At 39.7% G+C, this 22,627-nt stretch carries 23 protein-coding genes, 1 pseudogene and 3 riboswitches; of the genes and pseudogenes, 1 reads left to right on the top strand and 23 read right to left on the bottom strand.

Annotated elements, in window-relative coordinates:
- Positions 1-54 precede the first annotated feature (54 nt).
- The 16 genes and pseudogenes from purB to NSQ61_RS17675 all read right to left on the bottom strand — a co-directional run bounded on the left by purB (position 55) and on the right by NSQ61_RS17675 (position 14,684).
- Positions 55-1,353, bottom strand: coding sequence for an adenylosuccinate lyase (gene purB, locus NSQ61_RS17745; RefSeq protein WP_063388828.1), 1,299 nt, complete (start codon positions 1,351-1,353; stop codon positions 55-57).
- A 47-nt stretch (positions 1,354-1,400) separates the two neighbouring features.
- Positions 1,401-2,528: a 5-(carboxyamino)imidazole ribonucleotide synthase gene (gene purK / locus NSQ61_RS17740; RefSeq protein ID WP_198318573.1), complete on the bottom strand. Its 1,128-nt coding sequence runs from the start codon at positions 2,526-2,528 to the stop codon at positions 1,401-1,403.
- A complete protein-coding gene (gene purE, locus NSQ61_RS17735) occupies positions 2,515-3,003 on the bottom strand; it encodes a 5-(carboxyamino)imidazole ribonucleotide mutase (protein ID WP_340807739.1) in 489 nt (162 codons plus the stop codon). Before purE ends, purK begins: the two co-directional genes overlap by 14 nt.
- 164 nt (positions 3,004-3,167) lie before the next feature.
- A riboswitch (purine riboswitch) is annotated at positions 3,168-3,269 on the bottom strand.
- A 184-nt stretch (positions 3,270-3,453) separates the two neighbouring features.
- Positions 3,454-4,779 carry an NCS2 family permease gene (locus NSQ61_RS17730; protein ID WP_117017182.1) on the bottom strand — a complete coding sequence of 442 codons (1,326 nt, stop codon included), beginning with the start codon at positions 4,777-4,779 and terminating at the stop codon, positions 3,454-3,456.
- Positions 4,757-4,918 (bottom strand): hypothetical protein, encoded by a 162-nt coding sequence (locus tag NSQ61_RS17725; RefSeq protein ID WP_157727845.1) that lies wholly within the window; start codon positions 4,916-4,918, stop codon positions 4,757-4,759. Before NSQ61_RS17725 ends, NSQ61_RS17730 begins: the two co-directional genes overlap by 23 nt.
- Positions 4,917-5,018: riboswitch (purine riboswitch) on the bottom strand. Its footprint overlaps the gene before it by 2 nt.
- Before the next feature lie 38 nt (positions 5,019-5,056).
- Positions 5,057-6,577, bottom strand: a complete 1,521-nt coding sequence (guaA, locus tag NSQ61_RS17720) for a glutamine-hydrolyzing GMP synthase (RefSeq protein ID WP_063388832.1) — start codon at positions 6,575-6,577, stop codon at positions 5,057-5,059.
- Between the two features lie 115 nt (positions 6,578-6,692).
- Positions 6,693-6,794: riboswitch (purine riboswitch) on the bottom strand.
- A 33-nt stretch (positions 6,795-6,827) separates the two neighbouring features.
- Complete coding sequence (locus NSQ61_RS17715) at positions 6,828-8,993, bottom strand: DUF4129 domain-containing transglutaminase family protein (protein WP_340807738.1); 2,166 nt, start codon at positions 8,991-8,993, stop codon at positions 6,828-6,830.
- On the bottom strand, positions 8,993-10,195 hold the full coding sequence (locus tag NSQ61_RS17710) for a DUF58 domain-containing protein (protein WP_242513761.1): 1,203 nt from the start codon (positions 10,193-10,195) through the stop codon (positions 8,993-8,995). The genes NSQ61_RS17715 and NSQ61_RS17710 overlap by 1 nt, the downstream gene beginning before the upstream one ends.
- A 5-nt stretch (positions 10,196-10,200) precedes the next feature.
- A complete protein-coding gene (locus NSQ61_RS17705; RefSeq protein ID WP_340807736.1) occupies positions 10,201-11,154 on the bottom strand; it encodes an AAA family ATPase in 954 nt (317 codons plus the stop codon).
- Between the two features lie 229 nt (positions 11,155-11,383).
- Positions 11,384-12,100 (bottom strand): 5-formyltetrahydrofolate cyclo-ligase, encoded by a 717-nt coding sequence (locus tag NSQ61_RS17700; RefSeq protein WP_339210499.1) that lies wholly within the window; start codon positions 12,098-12,100, stop codon positions 11,384-11,386.
- Positions 12,101-12,356: 256 nt separating this feature from the next.
- Positions 12,357-12,524 carry an aspartyl-phosphate phosphatase Spo0E family protein gene (locus NSQ61_RS17695; protein WP_082829641.1) on the bottom strand — a complete coding sequence of 56 codons (168 nt, stop codon included), beginning with the start codon at positions 12,522-12,524 and terminating at the stop codon, positions 12,357-12,359.
- Positions 12,525-12,876: 352 nt separating this feature from the next.
- Positions 12,877-13,032: pseudogene (locus NSQ61_RS20390) on the bottom strand (helix-turn-helix domain-containing protein); the annotation flags it as partial.
- A gap of 53 nt (positions 13,033-13,085) precedes the next feature.
- The gene (locus NSQ61_RS17690; protein ID WP_144597440.1) at positions 13,086-13,289 is read right to left on the bottom strand and encodes a hypothetical protein; all 204 of its coding nucleotides are present in this window, start codon (positions 13,287-13,289) and stop codon (positions 13,086-13,088) included.
- A 147-nt stretch (positions 13,290-13,436) separates the two neighbouring features.
- Positions 13,437-13,619, bottom strand: coding sequence for a hypothetical protein (locus NSQ61_RS17685; protein ID WP_144597438.1), 183 nt, complete (start codon positions 13,617-13,619; stop codon positions 13,437-13,439).
- 44 nt (positions 13,620-13,663) lie between these two features.
- On the bottom strand, positions 13,664-14,143 hold the full coding sequence (locus tag NSQ61_RS17680; RefSeq protein WP_144597436.1) for a hypothetical protein: 480 nt from the start codon (positions 14,141-14,143) through the stop codon (positions 13,664-13,666).
- 61 nt (positions 14,144-14,204) lie between these two features.
- Positions 14,205-14,684, bottom strand: a complete 480-nt coding sequence (locus NSQ61_RS17675; RefSeq protein WP_144597435.1) for a V4R domain-containing protein — start codon at positions 14,682-14,684, stop codon at positions 14,205-14,207.
- A gap of 234 nt (positions 14,685-14,918) precedes the next feature.
- On the opposite strand from NSQ61_RS17675, the gene NSQ61_RS17670 reads away from it, so the two are divergent.
- Positions 14,919-15,554, top strand: a complete 636-nt coding sequence (locus NSQ61_RS17670) for a hypothetical protein (protein ID WP_117017177.1) — start codon at positions 14,919-14,921, stop codon at positions 15,552-15,554.
- A 371-nt stretch (positions 15,555-15,925) separates the two neighbouring features.
- Here the strand turns inward: NSQ61_RS17670 and NSQ61_RS17665 are convergent, their stop codons facing one another.
- The 7 genes from NSQ61_RS17665 to NSQ61_RS17635 form a co-directional block, all read right to left on the bottom strand.
- Positions 15,926-16,426: a 3-phenylpropionate/cinnamic acid dioxygenase subunit beta gene (locus tag NSQ61_RS17665; RefSeq protein ID WP_144597431.1), complete on the bottom strand. Its 501-nt coding sequence runs from the start codon at positions 16,424-16,426 to the stop codon at positions 15,926-15,928.
- On the bottom strand, positions 16,419-17,753 hold the full coding sequence (locus NSQ61_RS17660; RefSeq protein WP_094244350.1) for an aromatic ring-hydroxylating oxygenase subunit alpha: 1,335 nt from the start codon (positions 17,751-17,753) through the stop codon (positions 16,419-16,421). The genes NSQ61_RS17665 and NSQ61_RS17660 overlap by 8 nt, the downstream gene beginning before the upstream one ends.
- A 102-nt stretch (positions 17,754-17,855) precedes the next feature.
- Entirely contained in the window at positions 17,856-18,593 is a 738-nt protein-coding gene (locus NSQ61_RS17655) for an ABC transporter ATP-binding protein (protein ID WP_066252126.1), read from the bottom strand.
- Positions 18,593-19,369, bottom strand: coding sequence for an ABC transporter ATP-binding protein (locus tag NSQ61_RS17650; RefSeq protein ID WP_094244349.1), 777 nt, complete (start codon positions 19,367-19,369; stop codon positions 18,593-18,595). Before NSQ61_RS17650 ends, NSQ61_RS17655 begins: the two co-directional genes overlap by 1 nt.
- Positions 19,362-20,414: a branched-chain amino acid ABC transporter permease gene (locus tag NSQ61_RS17645; protein ID WP_066252130.1), complete on the bottom strand. Its 1,053-nt coding sequence runs from the start codon at positions 20,412-20,414 to the stop codon at positions 19,362-19,364. Before NSQ61_RS17645 ends, NSQ61_RS17650 begins: the two co-directional genes overlap by 8 nt.
- Before the next feature lie 13 nt (positions 20,415-20,427).
- Positions 20,428-21,309: a branched-chain amino acid ABC transporter permease gene (locus tag NSQ61_RS17640; protein WP_063388844.1), complete on the bottom strand. Its 882-nt coding sequence runs from the start codon at positions 21,307-21,309 to the stop codon at positions 20,428-20,430.
- A 76-nt stretch (positions 21,310-21,385) separates the two neighbouring features.
- A complete protein-coding gene (locus NSQ61_RS17635; protein WP_066252139.1) occupies positions 21,386-22,573 on the bottom strand; it encodes an ABC transporter substrate-binding protein in 1,188 nt (395 codons plus the stop codon).
- Positions 22,574-22,627: the final 54 nt, after the last annotated feature.

Here is a 22,627-nt window from a genome sequence, read left to right as displayed (position 1 = left end):
TTTATGTCAAGAGGCAGGGCAGTTTTTGCGATTTGCCGAGCCCCATTTGGACATCTATTGTTCTAACCCGCAGCGTTTAAAAATGTAATCCACATTTTTCAAATGGTAATTGTAATCGAAGCAGTCATCGATTTCTTCTTTCGAAAGCTTTGTTGTAATTTGTTTTTCCGCTTCGATCAGCTCTCTAAACGGAACTTGGCGCTCCCACGCTTCCATCGCTTTTGGCTGAACTAAATCGTATGCTTCTTCACGTGTCATACCTTTATTGATTAGCGCAAGCAAAACCCGCTGTGAGTAGATCAATCCCAGCGTTTTCTCCATATTGCGCTTCATATTTTCCGGGAAGACCGTCAAGTTTTTCACAATATTGCCAAATCGATTTAACATGTAATTCAACGCGATCGTAGCATCTGGCAAAATGATGCGCTCTGCCGAAGAATGAGAAATGTCGCGCTCATGCCACAATGGAACATTTTCGTAAGCCGTCAGCATCATTCCGCGAATGACCCTTGCCATTCCTGTCATGTTTTCCGATCCGATCGGATTGCGCTTATGCGGCATCGCAGATGAACCTTTCTGTCCTTTGGCAAAAAACTCTTCCACCTCGCGGGTTTCGCTCTTTTGCAAGCCGCGAATCTCAACTGCAAACTTTTCAATCGATGTAGCAATTAAAGCAAGCGTAGCCATGTACTCGGCATGTCGATCACGCTGCAATGTTTGCGTCGAAATCGGCGCCGGCTTTAAACCGAGTTTTTCACACACATACTGCTCCACAAACGGATCAATGTTGGCATAAGTGCCGACTGCTCCGGAAATTTTGCCGACTTCAATCTCTTCTCTTGCGCGTTTAAACCGCTCTAGATTTCGCTTCATTTCTTCATACCATAGCGCCAATTTCAAACCAAACGTTGTCGGTTCTGCATGCACCCCGTGCGTACGCCCCATCATGACGGTGTATTTATGCTCCAACGCTTTATCTCTTAAAATAGCGATGAAATTTTCCAAGTCTTTTTGTAAAATTTCGTTCGCTTGCTTTAGCAAATAAGATAAAGCGGTATCCACGACATCAGTGGAGGTCAATCCGTAATGCACCCATTTTCGTTCGTCGCCAAGCGTTTCTGATACAGCACGGGTAAACGCCACTACGTCGTGCCTTGTTTCCTCTTCAATTTGCTTAATTCGGTTCACATCAAATGAAGCACGTTCACGCAGTTTTTTTACATCTTCCTTCGGGATCACACCAAGCTCCGCCCACGCTTCACATGCTAAAATCTCCACTTCAAGCCAAGCTTTAAAGCGGTTTTCTTCCGTCCAAATCGCGCCCATTTCAGGACGTGTGTATCGTTCAATCATTCCTGCAACCTCCTATTGATCTCTCCGTCTTGTTTATGAATAGCTTGTCAAACATTCCAAATTTGAGTCGATTCGATATATGTCAATAGTTCCTCAATTTCATCACTGAAGAACGTAATATGTCCCATTTTTCTGTTGATTTTTGCCTCCGCTTTTCCATATAAAAATAATTTCCCTTTTTTCAGCAGCTCTTCGTTTTTCAACACAGGCTCTAGATGCTGGCCCAGTATATTCACCATAATTCCTTGATGAATGAGCTTCGTGTTTCCGAGAGGCAATCCGCAAATCGCGCGAATATGCTGTTCAAACTGCGATGTTTCACATAAATTTAATGAATAATGACCTGAATTATGAGGCCGGGGGGCGAGCTCATTTATATAAATTTCATCGTTTGCCACAAACATTTCAACTGCCAGCGTTCCAATCAGCCCAAGCTTCGCCGCCAATGTTTTTGCTGTTTCCTCCGCCTGTTCCTTCAACGAATCAGAAATTCTTGCAGGTACAATGCTTTCGTGCAAAATATTGTTAACATGAATGTTTTCGGCAACAGGCAATGTGCTGACTTCACCTGTCACGCTTCTAGTGACAATAACCGAAATTTCTTTGTCGAACGCGATCCATTTTTCCAATACACAGCGTCCGTTCTTCAACAAAGCTTTTGCTTCTTCTATATCTTCTTCTTGCTTTAGTACAAATTGGCCTTTCCCATCATATCCTCCGCGGCATGTCTTTAAAACACTCGGGATGCCTATGTTGGATACGGCTTGATAAAAATCATCTTCTGATTCAACGACTTCATACGGCGCAACTTTTACACCAGCGTTCGCCACTGCTTCCTTTTCCGTCTGGCGATCTTGTGTAATGGCGAGCAGTCTGCTTCCTTGAGGCAAGTAGGCGTTTTGCTCAAGCCAAGTTAACGCCTCGTAATCAATATTTTCAAATTCATACGTTATACAATCGCTCACCTTCGCAAGCTCTTTGATTGCATCCAAATCATCGTAACGGGCTGTGATTTCAATGTCGCTCACTTGGCCGCATGGAGAATTCGGTGTTGGATCAAGCACCGCCACTCGATATCCCATATTTTTGGCAGCGATAGCCATAAATTTGCCTAGTTGACCGCCTCCAATGATTCCAATTGTACTTTGAGGCAAAAGTTTTTTATACAAGCTGATCACTGCTTTCCATGACGTTTTTTCTTATATATTCTCGCCGTTGTTCAAGCTTTTGCTGAACATCAGCATCATTGATTGACAAAATTTGCGCCGCTAACAGACCAGCGTTCACCGCGCCCGCTTTTCCTATCGCCACTGTTGCAACAGGCACGCCGCCGGGCATTTGCACGATCGAGAGCAGCGAATCCAGTCCGTTTAACGCGTTTGTTTTAACCGGAACTCCGATGACAGGGAGAGTTGTTTTCGATGCAACCATTCCCGGCAAGTGTGCTGCTCCGCCTGCGCCTGCAATGATCACTTGAATTCCGCGATCCCTGGCAGTGCTTGCATATTGAAACATCCAATCAGGTGTGCGATGGGCAGAAACAACCTTTTTTTCATAAGGAATATTCAGCTCATCTAATATTTCACAGGCATGCTTCATCGTTTCCCAATCTGAAGTGCTTCCCATTATCACTCCAACGACAGGATTCATGGCGATGCTCCCCTCTTTATTTTTAATAATAGGTTGCCACCTTCGTTAAAAATCTTGACAATAATTGAAAGGCATAAAAAAAGCCCGCTTCTGCATTTTCCCTATCAATAAGGGAAAGTAACACAAACCGGGCATAAGCAATATGTATGCTCAGTTGAAAAATCTTGCCGATTACTTTCCCTCATAGTCCAACAATTTACGGTTGTTGGGTAGAAACTTTTGGGCCATATTCCCAAGATTATATGAGGTTTTAGTTTTCATATGTTGTTTTCGACTCCATCTTAACAATGAAAAATCATTATGTCAACGATAAAATCGAACATTATTTTTCTTTAAACCCCGAATGTTCGGATTTTGATGAACCTTGATCATGATCTGTGCCGTTTCACTGCCTTCTGAAACAAAAGAAAAGGATCAGACAGCATTTCAGTCTGATCCTTCGACTTCTTATTAATTGACAAGAAAGATGAAATAAAGCAGAAATACAATAGATAAACCATACAAAATCGGATGAATCTCTTTTCCTCTTCCTTTCAGAAGCATCGTGATCGGGTAGAAAATAAAGCCGATAGCAATACCGGTTGCGATGCTGTACGTTAATGGCATTGTAATCAAGATTAAAAACGCCGGAACAGCAATTTCAAACTGATCCCATTTTATTTGCCCTAAAGATGATACCATTAAAACTCCGACAATAATGAGCGCTGGAGCCGTAACAGAAGATGTAATAACGCTCAATAGCGGCGAGAAAAATAAAGCTAATAGGAAACATCCTGCCGTTATAATGGAAGCAAAACCTGTCCGCGCGCCTGCCGCAACCCCTGCTGATGATTCTACATAAGAAGTTGTTGAAGATGTTCCTAAAATCGCTCCGACAACTGTTCCCATTGAATCAGATACTAAAGCTCTGCCGATTCGCGGAAGTTTATTGTTTTTCAATAACCCTGCTTGATTGGCAACCGCAACCAGCGTTCCTGCCGTATCAAAAAAGTCAACAAACATAAACGTTAAGATTACGACAAGCATTTGTAAAGAAAAAATATCTCCTAAATGTCCTAAAGCTACTCCAAACGTCGGAGCCAAGCTCGGAATTTCCCCAATAATTTTATCCGGTTTTGGTACAAGGCCAAAAATCATTCCGACAACGGCCGTAATCACCATGCCGTAAAACACGCCGCCTTTCACTTGCCGAACCATTAAAATAATCGTAATAGTTAATCCAAAAATAGATAGAAGAGTATTTCCATTCCGCAAGTCTCCCAAGCCGACAAGAACAGCGTCATCATTAACAATTATGCCTGCATTTTGAAAACCGATAAATGTGATAAACAATCCGATTCCCGCACCGACTGCATGCTTCAGCTCCGGCGGAATGGAATCAATAATTTTTTCCCGCAATCCGCTAAGCGTCAGCAAGACAAGAAAGAGACCTGAAACAAGAACACCTGAAAGGGCTGTTTGCCAAGGGATGCCGTACGTCAAAACGACAGTAAAAGCAAAGAACGCGTTCAATCCCATACCGGGAGCAAGAGCTACCGGATACCGTGCCACAATACCCATGATGAGTGTCCCGATGGCTGCAGCCAACGCGGTCGCAGTGAAGACAGCTCCTTGATCCATTCTCAATTCATTGGGAAAATCAGCAACAGAGCTTAATGAAAGCGTTGCTGGATTGACAAACAAAATATAGGCCATTGAAAGAAAAGTTGTAATTCCGCCAATAATTTCCCTGCGGTAATTAGTGCCAAGTTCATCAAATTGAAAATATTTTTTCATTATAAAGTCCTCCTACAATTGGCTGTATAAAAAACTTTAAGCAAAAAAATAAGCGCTCCATTCCAAGGATGCGCTTGACCATGAGGTTGCTGAAAGCCCAATGTGAGAAAGGAAAAGGATCCTCTCCTCCTTCAGCCATCGAACCGTCAACACCTCGTAGTCAAGCTATTTACGGTAGCTTGGTAGAAACTTTCGGGCCATATTCCCGAAATTATACGAGAATGTTTATATTTATTATATAAAAATGATAATTCCGATTTATACAAGTTGGTCAGATTTATTCCCATTCAATTGTTGCCGGCGGCTTGCTTGTAATATCGTAGACAACTCGGTTCACGTGCGGCACTTCATTGACAATCCGCGTAGAGATCACTTCCAGCACTTCCCACGGAATACGAGCCCAATCTGAAGTCATGCCGTCAATTGAAGTGACAGCACGGATTCCAATTGTATGATCGTACGTGCGGGCATCGCCCATCACACCTACGCTGCGGATGTTAGGCAAAACGGTGAAATATTGCCAAATGTCCCGCTCTAATCCGGCTTTTTTAATTTCCTCTCGTAAAATAGCATCGGATTCCCGAACAATCTCTAGCTTTTCTTCCGTTACTTCTCCTAAAACCCGAATGGCTAATCCTGGTCCCGGGAACGGCTGCCGCCAAACGATTTCATCTGGAATACCAAGCTCTGTTCCAAGTGCGCGAACTTCGTCTTTAAAGAGTGTATTCAATGGTTCAATCAGTTGAAATTTCATATCCTCCGGAAGTCCGCCGACATTGTGATGCGATTTGATCGTTTGCGCCGTCTGCGTACCGCTTTCGATAATGTCTGTATAAAGTGTTCCTTGAGCAAGAAACTCAATGCCCTCCAATTTTGCCGCTTCATCATCAAAAACATAGATAAACTCGTTGCCGATGATTTTTCTTTTCTTTTCCGGGTCAGTAACACCCTTCAATTTTTCTAAAAAGCGGTCTTTTGCATCTACTTTAATGACATTCATGTTAAACCCTTCGCTAAACGTCTTCATGACGCTTTCCGCTTCCCCTTTGCGAAGGAGTCCGTGGTCAACAAAAATGCACGTTAATTGATTGCCGATCGCTTTATGGATTAAAACGGCTACAACAGATGAGTCCACCCCGCCGCTTAGCGCGCACAGCACTTTCTTATTTCCGACAGTTTTGCGGATGTTCTCTATTTGCATTTCAATAAAGTTTTCCATCGTCCACGAATTTGTGCACCCGCAAATGCGGAAAACGAAATTTTTCAATAGGTCGTTTCCAAATTCTGTATGGCGCACTTCGGGATGAAATTGAACCCCGTACATGTTCCGCTCATCATTGCTGATTGCGGCAAATGGACATGATGGGCTAGTGGCGTCTACTTTAAAGCCGTTCGGAATATCGGCCACAAGATCCCCGTGACTCATCCAAACGATTTGATCATCAGGCAAGCCTTCAAACAACGGCGATTTTTCCTTTACTTGTAAAGCTGCTTTCCCATATTCCCGGTGCTTCGCCTTTTCCACTTTTCCCCCGAGCAAATAGGTCATTAATTGCATGCCATAGCAAATTCCGAGCACTGGAACCCCGAGTTCAAAAATCCGCTCGTCGCAGCGAAAAGACTTTTCGTCATATACGCTGTTTGGACCCCCTGACAAAATAATTCCTTTCGGATTCATTTTTTTGATATCTTCTATCGACAGCGTATGCGGATGAAGCTCGCTGTAAACACCAAATTCGCGAATTCTGCGCGTAATTAATTGATTGTATTGGCTGCCGAAATCTAACACTAAGATCATGTCTTGGATGTTCTCCAACGTGTTCACCTCATTATTTTGATGGATCAATATATTGTTTCACATCTGACTTCAAAAAAATAGAATTCTACCGAAAAAAAGGCAGAATTCTAGTACATCTACTAACTTCTGCCTTCATAGTCGGGTTATTTACGGTAACCCGGTAGAGACTCTCGAACCATATTATCGAGGATATACGAAGGAGCTTCCCGCTATGAATTTTTTCTTATCATACCAAGTGATCAAGACCCGGTCAAGAAGTTGTTTTTTTGATTAAATCTTCCCATAATTCTTTCGATTGCTCCCATTCCTTGCTTGGATCATCGCCCCGATACAGCGCCCGCTCATAAATGTAAGTTAATTGCGACATACTATTTGTTCCAAACATTTGATCAATCTGTTTTGCATATTCTCTTAACGTTTGCCCGTTTTCCCGTTTGTAGCCACATCTTTCCAGAGATTTAAGCAAAAGCCTGTATGCTTTCAAAAAATCTTTCTCATCATGATTCCATTTATAGAAGCTAGTCATCCAACTAGTCATCCATTTATTTCTCGTTTTGAAAAGTATTAACACACATGCCGCTATAAACAAGATGAAACCGATGGAGACAATAACAGCTGGTGATAGCGAAAAAGGGAATTTCTTTGGCTGCTTAGCATCATCCGTATCGATTTGTTCTTGACTTTCTTCCTCAAGCGGCTGACTTTGTTCTTGTTCGGCAGCAGATGAATCTTGTTGATTTTCATTTGATTGATGTGCAAATTCCTGCGGATTGGAAAAACCGATCGTCGGTTCAAAAGGGACCCAGCCAATTCCAGAAAAATAAACCTCTACCCACGAATGGGCATTGTTGCTAGTTACTTCATACACTTCCAATCCTTCGCTTGTCGTTTCCACAAACTGCCCTGGGGTATATCCCTTTACCCAGCGCGCCGGAATTCCGACAGACCGAAGAAGAACAACCATAGATGTTGAAAAATTGTCGCAATATCCTTTCTTCGTTTCAAATAAAAACTGATCGACATAATCTTCATCCAATTCCGGGACAGCCACATCATTCGTTTCATATACAAACGGTTCTTTCAAAAAATACTGTTCAACCGCCTTGGCTTTATCATAAAAGTTGTTTTTATCTTTTGTAATCTCCACAGCGAGATTTTTCACGCGTTCCGGAAGGCTTGCGGGAAGCTGCGTATATCGTTCAACCAATTCTTTTGGAGCACCTTCATTCGAGTGAACAGCCTGCAATTTTTCAATTTCAAACAAGGGATCAGAATATTTCAAAGAATAACTGGAAAGTCGTTCCCCCGATTCATTAAACATTGGGAATATATTCTCCGTTACATGATCGATGCGGTATTGATCAGCATCACTGGAAATTTCCTGCAATCCAAGCGGATAAATAATATGCTGATATGGATATTCGCGCTCAATTTCTACAGTCGAAACAAGCTGTTCCGTTTGAACCTGACTACTCGTCAAGTTTAAATACGGACCGATAAATCCATTTGCAATGGAAAATTGTCTGTCGCTTGTCATCCAGCCTTTTCCTGTATAAACATCTTTTGTTTCAACTCGCCAATAATGCTGTCTTTCTACATACGTCCGAAAAGCAGGTGCATCGTTTGGAATGAACGGACCGCCCAATTGCTCATCATTGGTACCATAACCGATTTTTTTGACAACCGAATTTGACAAATGCTCCCCTTCTCCGTCCTGTTTATACTTCGAAAAATACGGTAAAGGGTCTGGCCATTGGGGGGCCGCTTTCGGAGCGAGCCACCCGATCGCAGCGGAAACAACAATCATTGCCAAAAGCGGCACAATCCATTTCCAATACAAAATAGACCTAAACGGAATTTTCTCCGAAAAAATCATCCTTTCAAAATAAAGAAGACCTAAAAGGAAAAATCCTACCACCGCTAACCGTATAATCGCATAAGTTGCATCATATGGCGAAAACGTATCTAATACTGCCACATACGTAATAGTTAAAATTAAAAATAATAAAATTCTTTTTCTCTGAATAATCCAATAGTTTAATAAATAGACAAGCAGCCACAATAATACAAAGAAAAGAAACGTCCGGAATGGAGGAGTCATTCCGCCGAAATACCTTTCGGTGATCAAGTTTAAGTTATAGCGAAGATCATGAATAAATTCTAATATCCATCCTATTTCAAAAACAGAGCCGTTGTAAAACAGCTGATGAATAAAAAAGAAAATATAGCATAATTTAACCGGATACGAGATATACCATTTTAGCTGCATAAATGTAAAAAAGAGAGAAATTCCGATAAATATAACGAAAATAACGGTATAGATAGAATCAGTCGAATATTCAAGCGGCCGCAGCCATTCCCACAGCAAAATAAACGATAGCAAATATAAACAAAAGTTAACGATTTGCTGTTTCATTATCGGCTTCCCACCCTTTGCGCTGCATCTCGGAACATGCCGGCGTCAACAGTGCGGACAGTTATCGAATGCCGCCGCAATTTATCTATTAGTTCTTGATCTCTTCTCGGCTTTTCAACCGCTTTTGTCACATGCCAAATGGTGACATGACGCGGCTTCGGAAACGCTAGAAGCTTGTCAATCAAGGAAGGGTGTAAATGACTTGTCATAATCATGATAGATGAATGCTGTCCCCATTTGTTCAATTCCTCTAAAAGCTGGTTGATAAACTCGTCCTCACCATCGCAATCCGCCACTGCTAAATGATACAGGATATGCTTCCAATGATGCTCATGATTTGATATAGGAAAAACTTTCTTCGTTTTCCCAACCGAAACTACCCCGAGCTTGGAACCGTTTTTGAGCACTGCTTTAGAGAACGAAGCTGTAAATGAGATAAGCTCTTCAAATGACGATGACTTTGTTCGATCGATGAAACAAACAATTTGTTGGCTATTTAGCTGCTCAAATTCCTTTGTCATGATCGAATGGCGTCTCGCTGTCGCCTTCCAGTCTATCCAAGATAATTTGTCTCCTGGTTCATATTCCCTTACCCCAGCAACAATCGAAACATCTTTTATATATCGTGTTCTAGCAAAACCTGCATCCTTTTCAAGTGAAAGTTGTTGGGGACGGTACTGAAACTCAAAAAATGGCGGATAGACCACAATGTGATTGTTTGCCGAATAAATGCCTTCTCTTTCAATGATTCCAAACAAATCTCCTGTTTTAAATCGCACTGTTTCAAAATGATGGGATCCCCTCGGAAGATTAGATAACGAATATTGGAATGAAAAACGTTTTTTCCACCAAGGAAACAAGACAATCTTCGCTGATCCCGAATTTTTCAGCTTTTCAGGAAGGACATCCTCAACGATTCCAAAGAAAAAAGGGAAGGGAAACGGCTGTTCAATTTCGATAGTACAAACAAGCGGTTCGCCTGCTTGAAATTCCGTTTTATTTAATTTGCGCCGAACTCGCAGCTTCTTCAGCGGATAAAGAGCCAACGCAACAGAATAAACAACAAACGGCAGCAATGAATACAATAAAAACCAGCTGACAAATCCTCCTTGAAACATGGCATATGCAAAGGAAGCCGCCACGAGCAATATTAAAAAAGCAAGGTTCCACGCCAGCCGTGTGCCTTTTAGCAAGCCTTTCATTGATTTCACAGCGACCTCACTACAGGCACAGGGATTTCGGCAAGAATATCTTCAATGATTTGTTCAGCTGTTTTCCCTTCATAACGCGCTTCAGATGTCAAAATAATGCGATGGGGCAGGACATGCACGGATAAATATTGAACATCATCGGGGATCACATAATCTCGGGCATGAATAAACGCATACGCCTGAGATGCCTTCATAAGTGCAACAGAACCACGGGGACTGACTCCTAAATAGACGGAATCATGGTTCCGCGTCTTATTTACGATGTCTACAATATAATGTTTAATCGTATCATCTACATATACTTGTTTGATTTCTTCCTGAAGTGTCGTTAGTTCGTCTTTGGTGATGACTGACGTTAATTCATCAAGCGGCTGTCCTTTTTCGGCTTTTGTCAACACTTCTATTTCTTCTGAAACAGAAGGATAGCCCATTTTCAGTTTTAGTAAAAATCGATCCAATTGAGCCTCCGGCAACGGATAAGTTCCTTCATACTCAACGGGATTTTGTGTCGCCATAACGAAAAAAGGTTTTTCAAGCGGCATTGTCACGCCATCAATGGTGACACTTCCTTCCTCCATGCCTTCAAGCAAGGCGGATTGGGTCTTTGGTGAGCTTCGATTTATTTCATCGGCCAAAATAATATTAGCCATAATCGGTCCTGGTCGGTATTCAAATTCAATCGTTTTCGGATTATATATCGATACTCCAGTAACGTCTGAAGGCAGTAAATCAGGTGTAAACTGAATTCTTTTAAAATCAGCCCCAACAGACTTTGCCAATGCCTTCACCATCATCGTTTTTCCAACTCCGGGTACATCTTCGAGAAGCACATGCCCTCCAGCAAGCAATGCCGACAAACTTAAAATGACCAGTTCACTCTTTCCTACAATAACTTTTTCAACATTTTCGACAATTTTTTCTAATTTTGGATGCATCGTCTCCCCTTGCATTTATAGGCCTCCCAATCATCATATCTGCACTTCTAACTCTATTATACAATTGCCTAATAGCAGAAAAAAATGATTCGTTTTCTAACTGTTTAAAATTTATTGTACATTGTTCCGTTTTCTTCTGAGAAAAGAAGAAGGGATAGAAAATTGAGAATTTTCACAAATTTTATGCTTCTAAATGAATGGGATGACGTCATGCTAAATAAAGTAAAATGCAAGGGAATGATCGTTAAGAACGCTTGTATAGCATTGCCCAAATTTCTTTTAAAACAGGCATTTGTTCTTTCTCTTCTTCACTTACTTGTTCCCAAATGATTCCTTCCGGCTTTGAATAAGGAGTGTTCGTTTTGATCAATTCTTTTTCTGTAGCAATCCAATCAACCGTCAAATCATACGGATCAATAGGAAAATCGTCTTCTACCAGCTGAATGCTATGAACAGTCGTGACGACAGGAACAGAAGGCTGCCCAAGCTCCCGAATAATGGCATATTCGCGATCGGCATATCCTTCACCTTTTCCAATTCTGCGCCCGTCCCTATGGACTGCAACCGATCCAACCACAATGAAATCAATAGTTGGCAGCTGATCGAGAGAGATTTCCTTTCCGAACGTATTCATATGTTTCAAGCTGGCGGCTTTTCTCTCTTCTCCTTTTGGCACCCATTCAGGCTTCACCATGATAAAACCGGATTTTAATCTTGGAGTTGGCATAAGAAGAATCTTTCCATCAATTAGCACTTTCGTCCGAATTGGAAGCTGCGGAGCATCAGGGTTCACCTTTACGACGTTTGCCGATTTATATTCAGGCATCGAAGCAACAATTTTTGCAGCTTGTTCAGCTCCTTTGAAATTTGGAATTCTATTTTTCAGCGGAAACGGAAAGCGTCCAAGCTTCTCTTTTTCAAGCTGAGTCCATATTTTTTCCCTGACGGCCTGTTTATCCATCTTCTAAACCTTCTTCCTGCGCTGTGATTTAACCTTTACAAATAAAAAAGCAGAGCCAATTGACAAACGAAAAGATGATGTTTTCATATTCTATCTTGGGGCTCATAGAACAAGAACAGCGGTATACTCCGGGAATCTAAAATATGTGTCGGAAAATCAAAAGAGCTGCCATTCTTACGATTGCCCAATTTGAAAGCTGAAAGGTAGATACCATTTTGATTCAAGATGGGAGATAATTTTATCAATACTGCCAAGTTCACTTCGTTTTTTTTAAGAGCTCGATTTGGTATTGATGAATCAGCTTATCAAGTTCCTGGCTGATTTTTAACACAACCTCAGATGTATATCCATATTTCTCAGCCAATGAAATCATATATGCTCGTTCATTTTCTATTTTAATAGATAGAATATTCATTTTATTCATTTTTCAGTAACCCCATTTTTTACGAGTTTTAGTAGTATTAATAGTACCATACTCTTACGAATAATGTAAAGATTTGTAATTTATTGAAGAAATTTGCGGAAGAAGGGGGTAAATTCCCCCATTTAAAAAGTATTGGGGTTTATTTTCTCCACCGTGTAGAAAAAAACGTTCCTAGCACAATAAACCCATTGTAAAATTTTTAAAATAGCGTTCACTTAAAAAATCGGATAATTATTTTTGTAAATTTCCTGAATGGATTGTATTTTCTGATGAAAATCCTCTGAAGCAGCCTGAGCGTGCAAGAGGGAGTAGAGTTTATTGGACAAATTGTCATGATTATAAAACTTGCGCTTTATTTCATTTTGACTTCAATGAGCCCTAAGAAAAGATAAATATTGACCGCAGCATGAACATCAAAGAAGCCTTGGCTCGACGATAAATCAAACCCGCCAATTTCTTGCATCCTCTTCAGTCGGTAACGAACAGACCCTAATGAAACATGCATTCTTTCGGTTGTTTTATATAGATGTCCGTTATTTTCAACATACCAATAAAGCGTTTCTAATAAATCTGAGCATGCTTGTCATCGTAGTTTTTTATTTTTTGAAGCATTGTATGTGCAAAGGCTTCCATTTCCGGTAAATTTTCAGAGCATATTAACTCCGCAACCGCTAAAAACTCCTTAAATGCTTTGACTTTCGCATTGCTTTTAGAAAACTTCATAATCTTAATTGTTTTTTCTGCTTCTTTTAATCCTTTTTTCAAATCTGATGCTTGCTGACATAAACTGCTGATCCCCAATTTCATTTCAAAAGGTTTAATCTCGGAGAAAATCTGATCAATTAGCCATTGCCCGCATGAAACTTCAGATGAAAATTGACGGATAAAATCTTCAGGAATAACAGCAATCAGCTAATTGACTTTTGTTGTCATTATGCATGCTAAACCTTGCTGCTTGATCAATTTATTTAAGCTTTCAGCTGCTGCAGTTTTATAATGATTAAGCGAATCTTCAAGCTCTTTTCGATTAAACTCTTGGCTGCTGTCCAGATGAAACAAAAACACATATTGCGGTTGATTAAGATTGTATCCCATTAATTTTAATCGGTAAGTAAGCTCCTCTTCTGAAAATTCCCCCCCTAAAAACGGCGTTCAGCAATTCTCTTTTTAATTCGTTGTTCGTTTTCAAACGCAGAAGTTTCATTTATTATTTGCATAACACAAATGGATGCCGCCTTTTTAATGACGATATAGTCCAATTCCGAAAAGCCTTCTGATTCACGAATTAGTGAAACATAACCAAAAATATTGTTTCTTACAAAAACAGGAGATATTAATTTTTCAAATGTATAGCCTTTTGCTGAAGAAACTTTTATCCGATTCGTATTACATTTTTCTTTTATATCTACTGTTTCCACTTTCTCCCTCACATAATCAGCGCTGTTTAAATAAATTTTTCGAAGCGAATCGCTCGCTTCAATCAACTGACGGTGAGAGTTTTCCAGCAGAAGAGCACAATTCATCTCAACCGCTAAAGTGTTCAATATCCCCTTTAGTCCACACCCATTTAATAGCGAATTTGTCAACTTTTCAATAATCATAAGAGCTTTCTTAAACATTTCTTTCTGCCTTTCTATCCTTATAAAAGCTTTGTCTAGCTCTTGTCCTAAATTTTCCTCTTCATAATAAGGCAGCTCTTTTTCGATTTCTTCTCCCCAATCCTAAAACCGGTTTGGCAATCCAATGACAATGCGGATCACCCTTTCCTTCACACTCAACTTCTTTAAAAATTACTTTTCTACCCAACTGATTGCTCACATATCCGCCTGCAAATCCTATTAGTGTAAAACATACTGGATCAGAAGATAATCCAAAGGTGGCAATATGGTGTTCAGCTTCTTGTGAATGCTTCCAATAGCCTTCTGAATAATAATCTTTTGTTACAGGGTCGATATGCAGCTCTTTAACTGAAATGCCTAAATCAGCCGTTATGCCGTGCATATGCGAACCAGCGATAAACAGTTCTTTCAATGTCAGCGTATGATAAGCATCTTTCCTTCTTAAATGATTTGAAAAATTATTGCCGCAATCCCAGCCATACCGTAATAAAAAACCTTTAGCTCTGTCGAGACCTAAAGCTGAAATTAAATGATTTCGCAAAGTATTTAAGATTGCCCAGATTCAGGCAAAAATTTCATCATTTCGTTGGAGTCTAAAACTTCCCCCATTTCCATCCCCCTCACCACAAACTATTAGCATTTTTTATCAAAATTATCATAATATTTAATAAATTTCGCGCTACAATTTGTAGGAAATTTTATATAAGATATCAGTAATGAAAAGAATTGATACTGTTAAAAATGTAAGCGTTAACAAATAGAGGGGGAGAATAATATGAATACATTTGAAGAACAAATTTATAATTGCATGAAACCCGTTGAAGAATTGCTGGCTAAAACAACCAATCCACTGCATATTGCGATTCTTGAAAACTTCCGCCGACACGTGCATCTGGAAGGCGCCGGCATGTTCAATGAAATTGTTTCTTCCGATATGATGGTCGATCACCCCGTTTATCGTGTTACTTGGGGAAGCGAGCCTGCTGTTATTGAAGGAAAAGAAGGAGTCCTCAACTTCTATCATATTGCATCAAAATCAGTACTTTGGCATTCTGATGACTTGCTAGCTGTGGCTGATTGGGGAATTGCAGATGAACTGACTTTCCACCAATTAATTAAAGGCCAAGGATTGCTTGATTTAGGATTTGAAGTAGATGATCCGGACAAAATTTATCATTACTCAAGCCGTCAAGTATTTTTATGGCCGTATGATGAAACGGGGAGACTTAAGGGAGAGCATCTTTACGAAGATAAAAGTACAGTAAAAATTGTAGAAGTGGATCCTGCTGACGTCATCACACCAGAACGAGTTGCCGAAATCCACCGGGAATGCTTGGCAAAATTAGAAGCAGAAAAACCGCCGAAATATTGGACGCTGGAAGTTATAAAACAACAGCTGGAAGGCAAATGATAAAATGAGTTTTCATGAAGACGAACACACGATCATTCATTTTTTGAGTCTAGTACATCATGAATGAATGCCCGACGCGAGGGAGCTAATTTAACTCTCTCGCGTTTTATGCATCTAAACATGGCAAGCTGGCAAATTTATGCCTAATGTAATCAAAGCAAAAAAAGCCGTTAAACATTTCGAATCATAAACTAAACGATTGGAATATCAGCAAATCTATCATTTCCTTTAAGCTATTTCCGCCTTTACAGAAAATATAGAAGCTTCATAAATCCTTTCCAATCATTTTCTTCTTCAAGCAGCAAACAGCCTAAATATGTTGATAATTCGAGAAATGGGCAAAAAAAATATATTGGCACATAACACGTTTTTTATAAAAACATACTGACATTCATGACTGATAATACGGACTGATCTGGATACACAGTTCGTTTTGCTATTTTCCATTTTCCATTCACTTTCCGAATAATATCTTCTCTTTCTCCGAACAATTCCTCGGTTTTTGCTTCTGAACTTCGGCTGCGCTTAAATAGAAAATAACTTCTAACCTTATAATCATTAGAGCTAAAGCAAGGCTCAACGACCACATTGCTTATAAAATGCCTCTGCCTTGTAGGCGGGTTTTCAACCCAGGCTGATTTCGTATAAAGTCTTTCGACCTTTATCTCTATGTCCTTTTTCGAATCTGCAAAATAAGTCATTTCAGTATTCAAATTGCTTCCCATTTTGTTATCAACAGTTACCCGCAGGGGCATCGTGTATTGAATATCATCATCAAGCAATTCAAGCCATTCCCGATATTTTCGGTGGTCAAGCAAATAGGCCTCATAATATAAAAATTGAGAAATTTCATATTGAATATCACTATTCATGAGATTTCACCTCTGGCTCTTTCGTAATCAGCTCCAGCCAGTATTTATGCATACTTCTTGCAATATGATCTGTATAGCAAGTTGGGTACGCTTTTCCCGGTCCCGGAAAATTCTCATCCGGATCTAAGTGATCTAATCCCATTAAGTAGTTGAGCATATTGTTGTAGCTGAGATTTCGATCTCTTGCCATTAACCCTTGGCTGGCCTCAACAATGCGAGCCCAATTTTCCGTATCATCCTGTTCAAGAGTACCTGCCGCGCCAAACGTTGCAATAAAGCCTTTGTACGATTTTTCCTTATAATCTTCCGGCAGCGCCTTATCAATCATATACCAAATCCAAATTTCAACTTGATCGGGCCCTAACGGCCGCCATACTCTAAATTGAAGATGATTATACTTTGTTCCTTCTGTTCCGCTGCAAGAGCTTAAGAATGATAGATTTGGAAAAACTCCGCCAACAAAATTTTGAACTCTAGAAAAAATGTCCAATTGTTCTTTATTTAAATTTTTCTCAAACATCGACCACATCGATTCAGGCATACCTTGGTATATGTTATTCGATCTTCCAGTAGCAGATGTAATTACATTAATTCCATGTCCGTTTGACAAAACAACTTGATGTCCATATGATGCATACAAAGGATCGCTCGGTGTAAGCTTCAATTCCACGGCGGATCTATGAGTCGTTTGAACATGGTAAGGATCTGCCGCGAAATTTTCACTTGTCATTTTCCAATTTGCTTTTGCCACCCATCGTTGAGGGACTCCCCTCACTTCCATCCCTCCGTCGCTCCGGCCAAGCATTATATCAAAATACCATTTCATTTCGCCTAAATAATCTTCTAAAGACATAGCGTCAGGATCAAGATTTCCAAAAATCATTCCTTGATAGCTTTCAACACGAGGAACTGGGCGCAGTCCCCACTCGCTTTTATCCATCGATTCCCCAAATACTTTATTCCCTGCAACAACCCCGATCAGTTCACCGTTTAAATTATAAGTCCAGCCATGATAAGGGCATGAAAATGCTTTTTTATTTCCATAATCTTCTGTACACAAACGAACACCCCTATGAGAACAAGAGTTCAAAAATGCGTTGATTTCTCCATTTTTATTTTTCACTAAAATAATCGGGTCATCGACCATCATCCTCGTAACAAAGCTTCCTGGTTCTTTTAATTCCGATTCGTGCGCCAGAAACTGCCATGTTCTGCCGAAAATTCTTTCTTTTTCTAGTTCGTATATTTCCGGATCTGTAACTAACCATTGAGGAAATCGGCCGTTTTCTATATTTTTCTCAACTTCCTTCCAATCTATCGTTCTCATATCCGTTCCCTTCCTCCTTTGGTTATTGGAATATTCGGAATACTATGCCGCCAAACTCTCGGCTTTTGGGCAAGTTAGGTTAGTACAGACCTGTTGTTTATACTAAAGCTTTAGTCTTTCTTTTTTGCTTATACCTAAATACGTATCTTTTATTTTTTCATCTTCCAGCAAATCGCTCGCTTTTCCTTGAATGACAATTTCTCCGCGATCCAATACACAAGCGTGATCTGCAATTTGCAAAGCTGCTTTGACGTTTTGTTCAATTAACAAAATGGTCGTTCCAAATGTTTTTTTCATTTGCTTTAAAATATTCATAATGTCTTTGACAATAAGCGGAGCCAATCCTAAAGACGGTTCATCCAGCATCATTAGTTTTGGCTTCGCCATCAGCCCGCGGCCTATGGCAACCATTTGCTGCTCGCCGCCGCTCAACAATCCGCCCGGTCGATCCAACATTGTTTTTAATTTAGGGAAAAAGTCTAGAACTTGCTCGAAATCCTCCATAACACTTTTTTTGTCATTTTTATATCGGTGATAAGATCCTAACAGCAAATTATCCTTAACAGAAAGATCATCAAAAATTTGTCTTCTTTCCGGGACAAGACAAATGCCTTTTTCAACGATCTTTTCTACTTTACCATAAGAAATTTCTTCATTTTCAAATACAATGGTTCCTGATCTCGGTTTATAAATGCCTGCTATTGTTCCAAGAAGGGTGCTTTTCCCGGCGCCATTTGACCCTACCATCGCAAAGATTTCGCCTTGTTTTATTTCAAAGTGAATCCCTTTCAAAACGTGCAAATATCCGTGGTACGTATGAAGGTTGTCTACTACTAACATTAGATTGCTTCCTCCTCTCCCAAATAGGCTGCAATAACTTTAGGATTGCTGGCAATTTCTTCAGGCGTTCCTTCTGCAATTTTTTTCCCATAGTCAAGAACTACAATTTTATCTGCAATCGACATCACCGTTTCCATATCATGTTCAACAAATAAAAATGTCATCCCTTGTTTTCTCATATTTTTCAGTACATTCACTAGATTGCGGGATTCCTGCGGATTCAGCCCGGCCATCGGTTCATCCAGTAAAATAAATGAAGGCTCTGCAGCTACTGCCCTGGCAATCTCTAATAATCTTTGATTTCCATAAGGCAATGTTTCAGCTCGTTCAAAAGCTAAATCAGCAATACCGACCTGTTCAAGGCATTGCAATGCTTTTTGCATTACCTCTTTTTCTTCTTTATAAACGTTCGGCAATCGCAGGCCTGAGCTTAAAATTCCAGTTTTTAATCTTATATGACTTCCTGTCATCACATTTTCGATGACGGTCATATTATTAAATACTTGCAAGTTTTGAAATGTTCTTGTCATCCCTAGACTTGCAATTTGATAAGGTCTTTTCCCGATGATGGAAACGCCTTTAAAGGTTATTTTTCCGCTTGTTGCAGGGATGACACCTGTCACTAAATTAAAAAGGGTTGTTTTGCCGGCGCCATTTGGACCTATTACAGCAACAATTTCCCCTTTTTTCACTTCAAACGAAACATTTTCAACGGCATTTACACCGCCGAATGATTTTGAAAGATTTTCGACTTTTAATAATGTTTCCTCAGTCATGAATATCACTTCCCGTTGACTTCTTTGAAAATGCTGAAACTGGTTTATTTTTAAAGCTTGAAGTGATTCTTTTGATAAAATGAAAGATCGCTTTTGAAATTCCATTTGGCATGTATATTAAAATAACTACAAGCAGCACGCCGAAAAATACAATTTCGAATTCCCCGCTAGCATTGGGAATAATTTTCGGTACAATATCTTTCAACAATTCTCCTAAAAATACATATATCGCTGCTCCGATCAATCCGCCCCAAATATTCCCTATCCCACCGATGACAACCATTATTAAAAAGTAGATAGATGTCATCATTTCAAACAATTGAGGATTTATAAAGGTGACATAGTGTGCGTATAAGCTTCCAGCAATTGAAGCATAAACGGCGCTTAATACAAAAATTTGCAATTTATATTTATTAATATTTATACCAATTGCTTCCGAAGCAATTTCGCTGCCATGGATAGACATTAAAGCTCTTCCGACTCTTGATTGAACAATATTGCGCGCAAAGAAAATTCCTAAAAAGACAAAGATCCAAATTAAGAAGTAAAATTGAAAATCTGTTGAAAATGAAATGCCGAATAAGCTTAAAGGAGGTATGCCAAAAAACCCGTTTAATCCTCCAGTTATTGTTTTCCACTCTTTAAAAAATGTAAATATGATCACTCCAAATCCAAGAGTGGCTAAGGCTAAATAATGCCCTTTTAGTTTAAACACTGGAATACCAATGATTAAAGAAACGAGTGATGCAATAATCGCCCCAACTAAAATTCCTATCCAGGAAGGCATCTGCAATGTAGCCGTAAAATATGCAGAGGTATAGGCACCAATACCGTAAAAAGCTGCATGCCCGAGGGAAATTTGCCCTGCATATCCGATTAATAGCGTCAGTCCAGTCGTGACCAATGAGTAAAAACCGATCATAATGAAAGTACTTAAAATATAATTATTTGATTGAAAAATAAAAGGAAGAAGCATAATAACGACAAAAAAGATAAGAGGACCTTTCAAACTCCTGTTGTATATTTTCGTTAAATTGTTATCCATTTTTTCCTCTCCTCTAAACACGTTTTCCTGATACTTTCGAGAACAATCCATTTGGCATGAAGAATAATACGATTAAAAGAAGAGTGAAGCTAATGGCATCTTTATATCCTGAAGATAAATATCCTTCCGTAAAAGATTCTAATATTCCGATTAAAAATGCTCCGGCAATAGCAGCAGGTGCATTTGACAACCCTCCAATTACTGCAGCAATAAATGCTTTTAAGCCAATCATGATTCCCATATCATACGAAGCACCCGAAATGGGGGCAATCACTATTCCTGCGAGCGCTCCAAGACCAGCACTAATGGATACTGCCCAAAACGACATTTTTTGGGGGCTGATTCCCATTAGCCTTGCTGCAAAACGATTGACAACACAAGCTGTTACCGCTTTTCCTAAGTAGGTTTTATTAAAAAAGTAGTAAAGGACAGCTAAACTTAATAAGGAAATACCGATAGCCCATAAGCTTTGCGGCTGAATGGTAGCATCCAAAAAATTGATATTCTGATTTCCAGAGAAAGGACGCAGCGCCAAAGGCTGAGTTCCCCAAATTAAAATGCTAATTCCCCGAAATACAAAAGCTGCACCTATCGTAATAATAAGAAGTGTTGCGGTTGATGAATTTCTTGCAGGATAAATTGCCAACCTTTCGAACAAACCACCGATAATCGTGACTATGACAACACTTACTGCTATTGCAATAATTAATGGAAAGCCCATATTGACAAACGAAATACAAGTAAGTGCACCCAGCATGGCAAAATCGCCTTGTGCTAAATTTAAAAGGCCGGTTATGTTGTAAATAATGACAAATCCAATAGCAATCAGTGCATAGATGCTTCCAATGGTCAGTCCAGAAAAAATTAACTGAATAAATTGGCTGGTCAGTTCCATTCCCACACTTCCCTTCTATTTTTGGTCTTTAGGGATCTTCCCCGTACTTTTAATCGTTGAAGATCCCTTTACAGCATTATTCTGCAATGACAAATTTGCCGTCTTTGATTTGAACCATAACTAAGCTGCTTTCATCAAGGCCAGTATGATTATCTTTCGAAAAATTGAATATTCCGGAAATTCCAACAAAATTTTTCGTATTTTCGAGCTGTTCTCTAATTTTTTCTTTGTCAGTTCCGGCTTTTTCAATTGCATTCACTAATAAATAGAATGCGTCCCAAGTATGGCCTCCAAACGTATTTGCGTCGTAGTTGAATTTTGCTTTAAAATCCTCTTTATACTTAATAAGTGTTTCTTTTTGCGGATCATTATCCGGCAATTGTTCAGCGACAATTAAACGCCCTGCAGGAAAAATAACTCCTTCCGCTGCTTCTCCGGTTAACTCAATAAACTCTTTAGTACCAATTCCCTGACTTTCAATAATGGGAAGTTTCATTCCTAATTGATGGAGATTTTTCGTAATAACTGAAGACTCCTGAGCAGTTCCCCAAACGATAATTGCCTGTGGATTTGATTTCTTTACGCGAGTCAGCATCGCTTTCGCATCATCAACAGTTGCTTCAAATTCCTCTTCAATAACAGCTTCAATGCCGTATTCACCTTTCAGGCGATTAAATTCTTCATGAGCACTTGTGCCGTATTGGTTGGCAACATTCAGCCAGGCAATTTTCGTTAAATTTTTTTCTTTCAAATAGGCTAAAATTTTAGGAATTACTACATCATCACTTTGTGTCGTTTTGAAGATCCAGTCCCGTGAAGAATTATCATCAGGTTTTACAATTTGTTTACTTGTAGCTGATGCAATGAATGGAGTTTTTGACTTTTCCGCAAGCGGCACCATTGCTAAAGCATTTCCGCTTAGCGTACCCCCAACAACAGCCAATACTTTATCCTGCTCAATTAATTTTTTCATAGACAGCACGGCTTCATTTTGATCGGACTTATCATCATAGGCAATCAGCTCTATTTTCTTTCCATCTATTCCATCGTTTTCATTTACTTGCTCCACCAGCATTTTTACCGTTTCCATCTGTGATTTTCCTAAAGGAGCACCGCCGCCCGAAGCTGAATAAATAGCACCAATTTTAATGACATCGGAACCACCGGAATCATTATTTTTTCCACCGGCGCTTTCAGAATTTCCGCATGCTGCCAGCATAGAGAGAAATAACATCAAAATGATCAACGAAACAAATTTTTTCAACGTAACCCCCTCCTTTATTTTTGGCAAAATTCCTTAAAAGCTTTATCTTTCTTA

It is taken from the genome of Aeribacillus sp. FSL K6-1121, from assembly GCF_038003725.1.
Taxonomy (GTDB): Bacteria; Bacillota; Bacilli; order Bacillales; family Aeribacillaceae; genus Aeribacillus; species Aeribacillus composti.
Note: the sequence above shows the minus strand (reverse complement) of the source record. Positions and strands in the feature narration are given on the sequence as shown.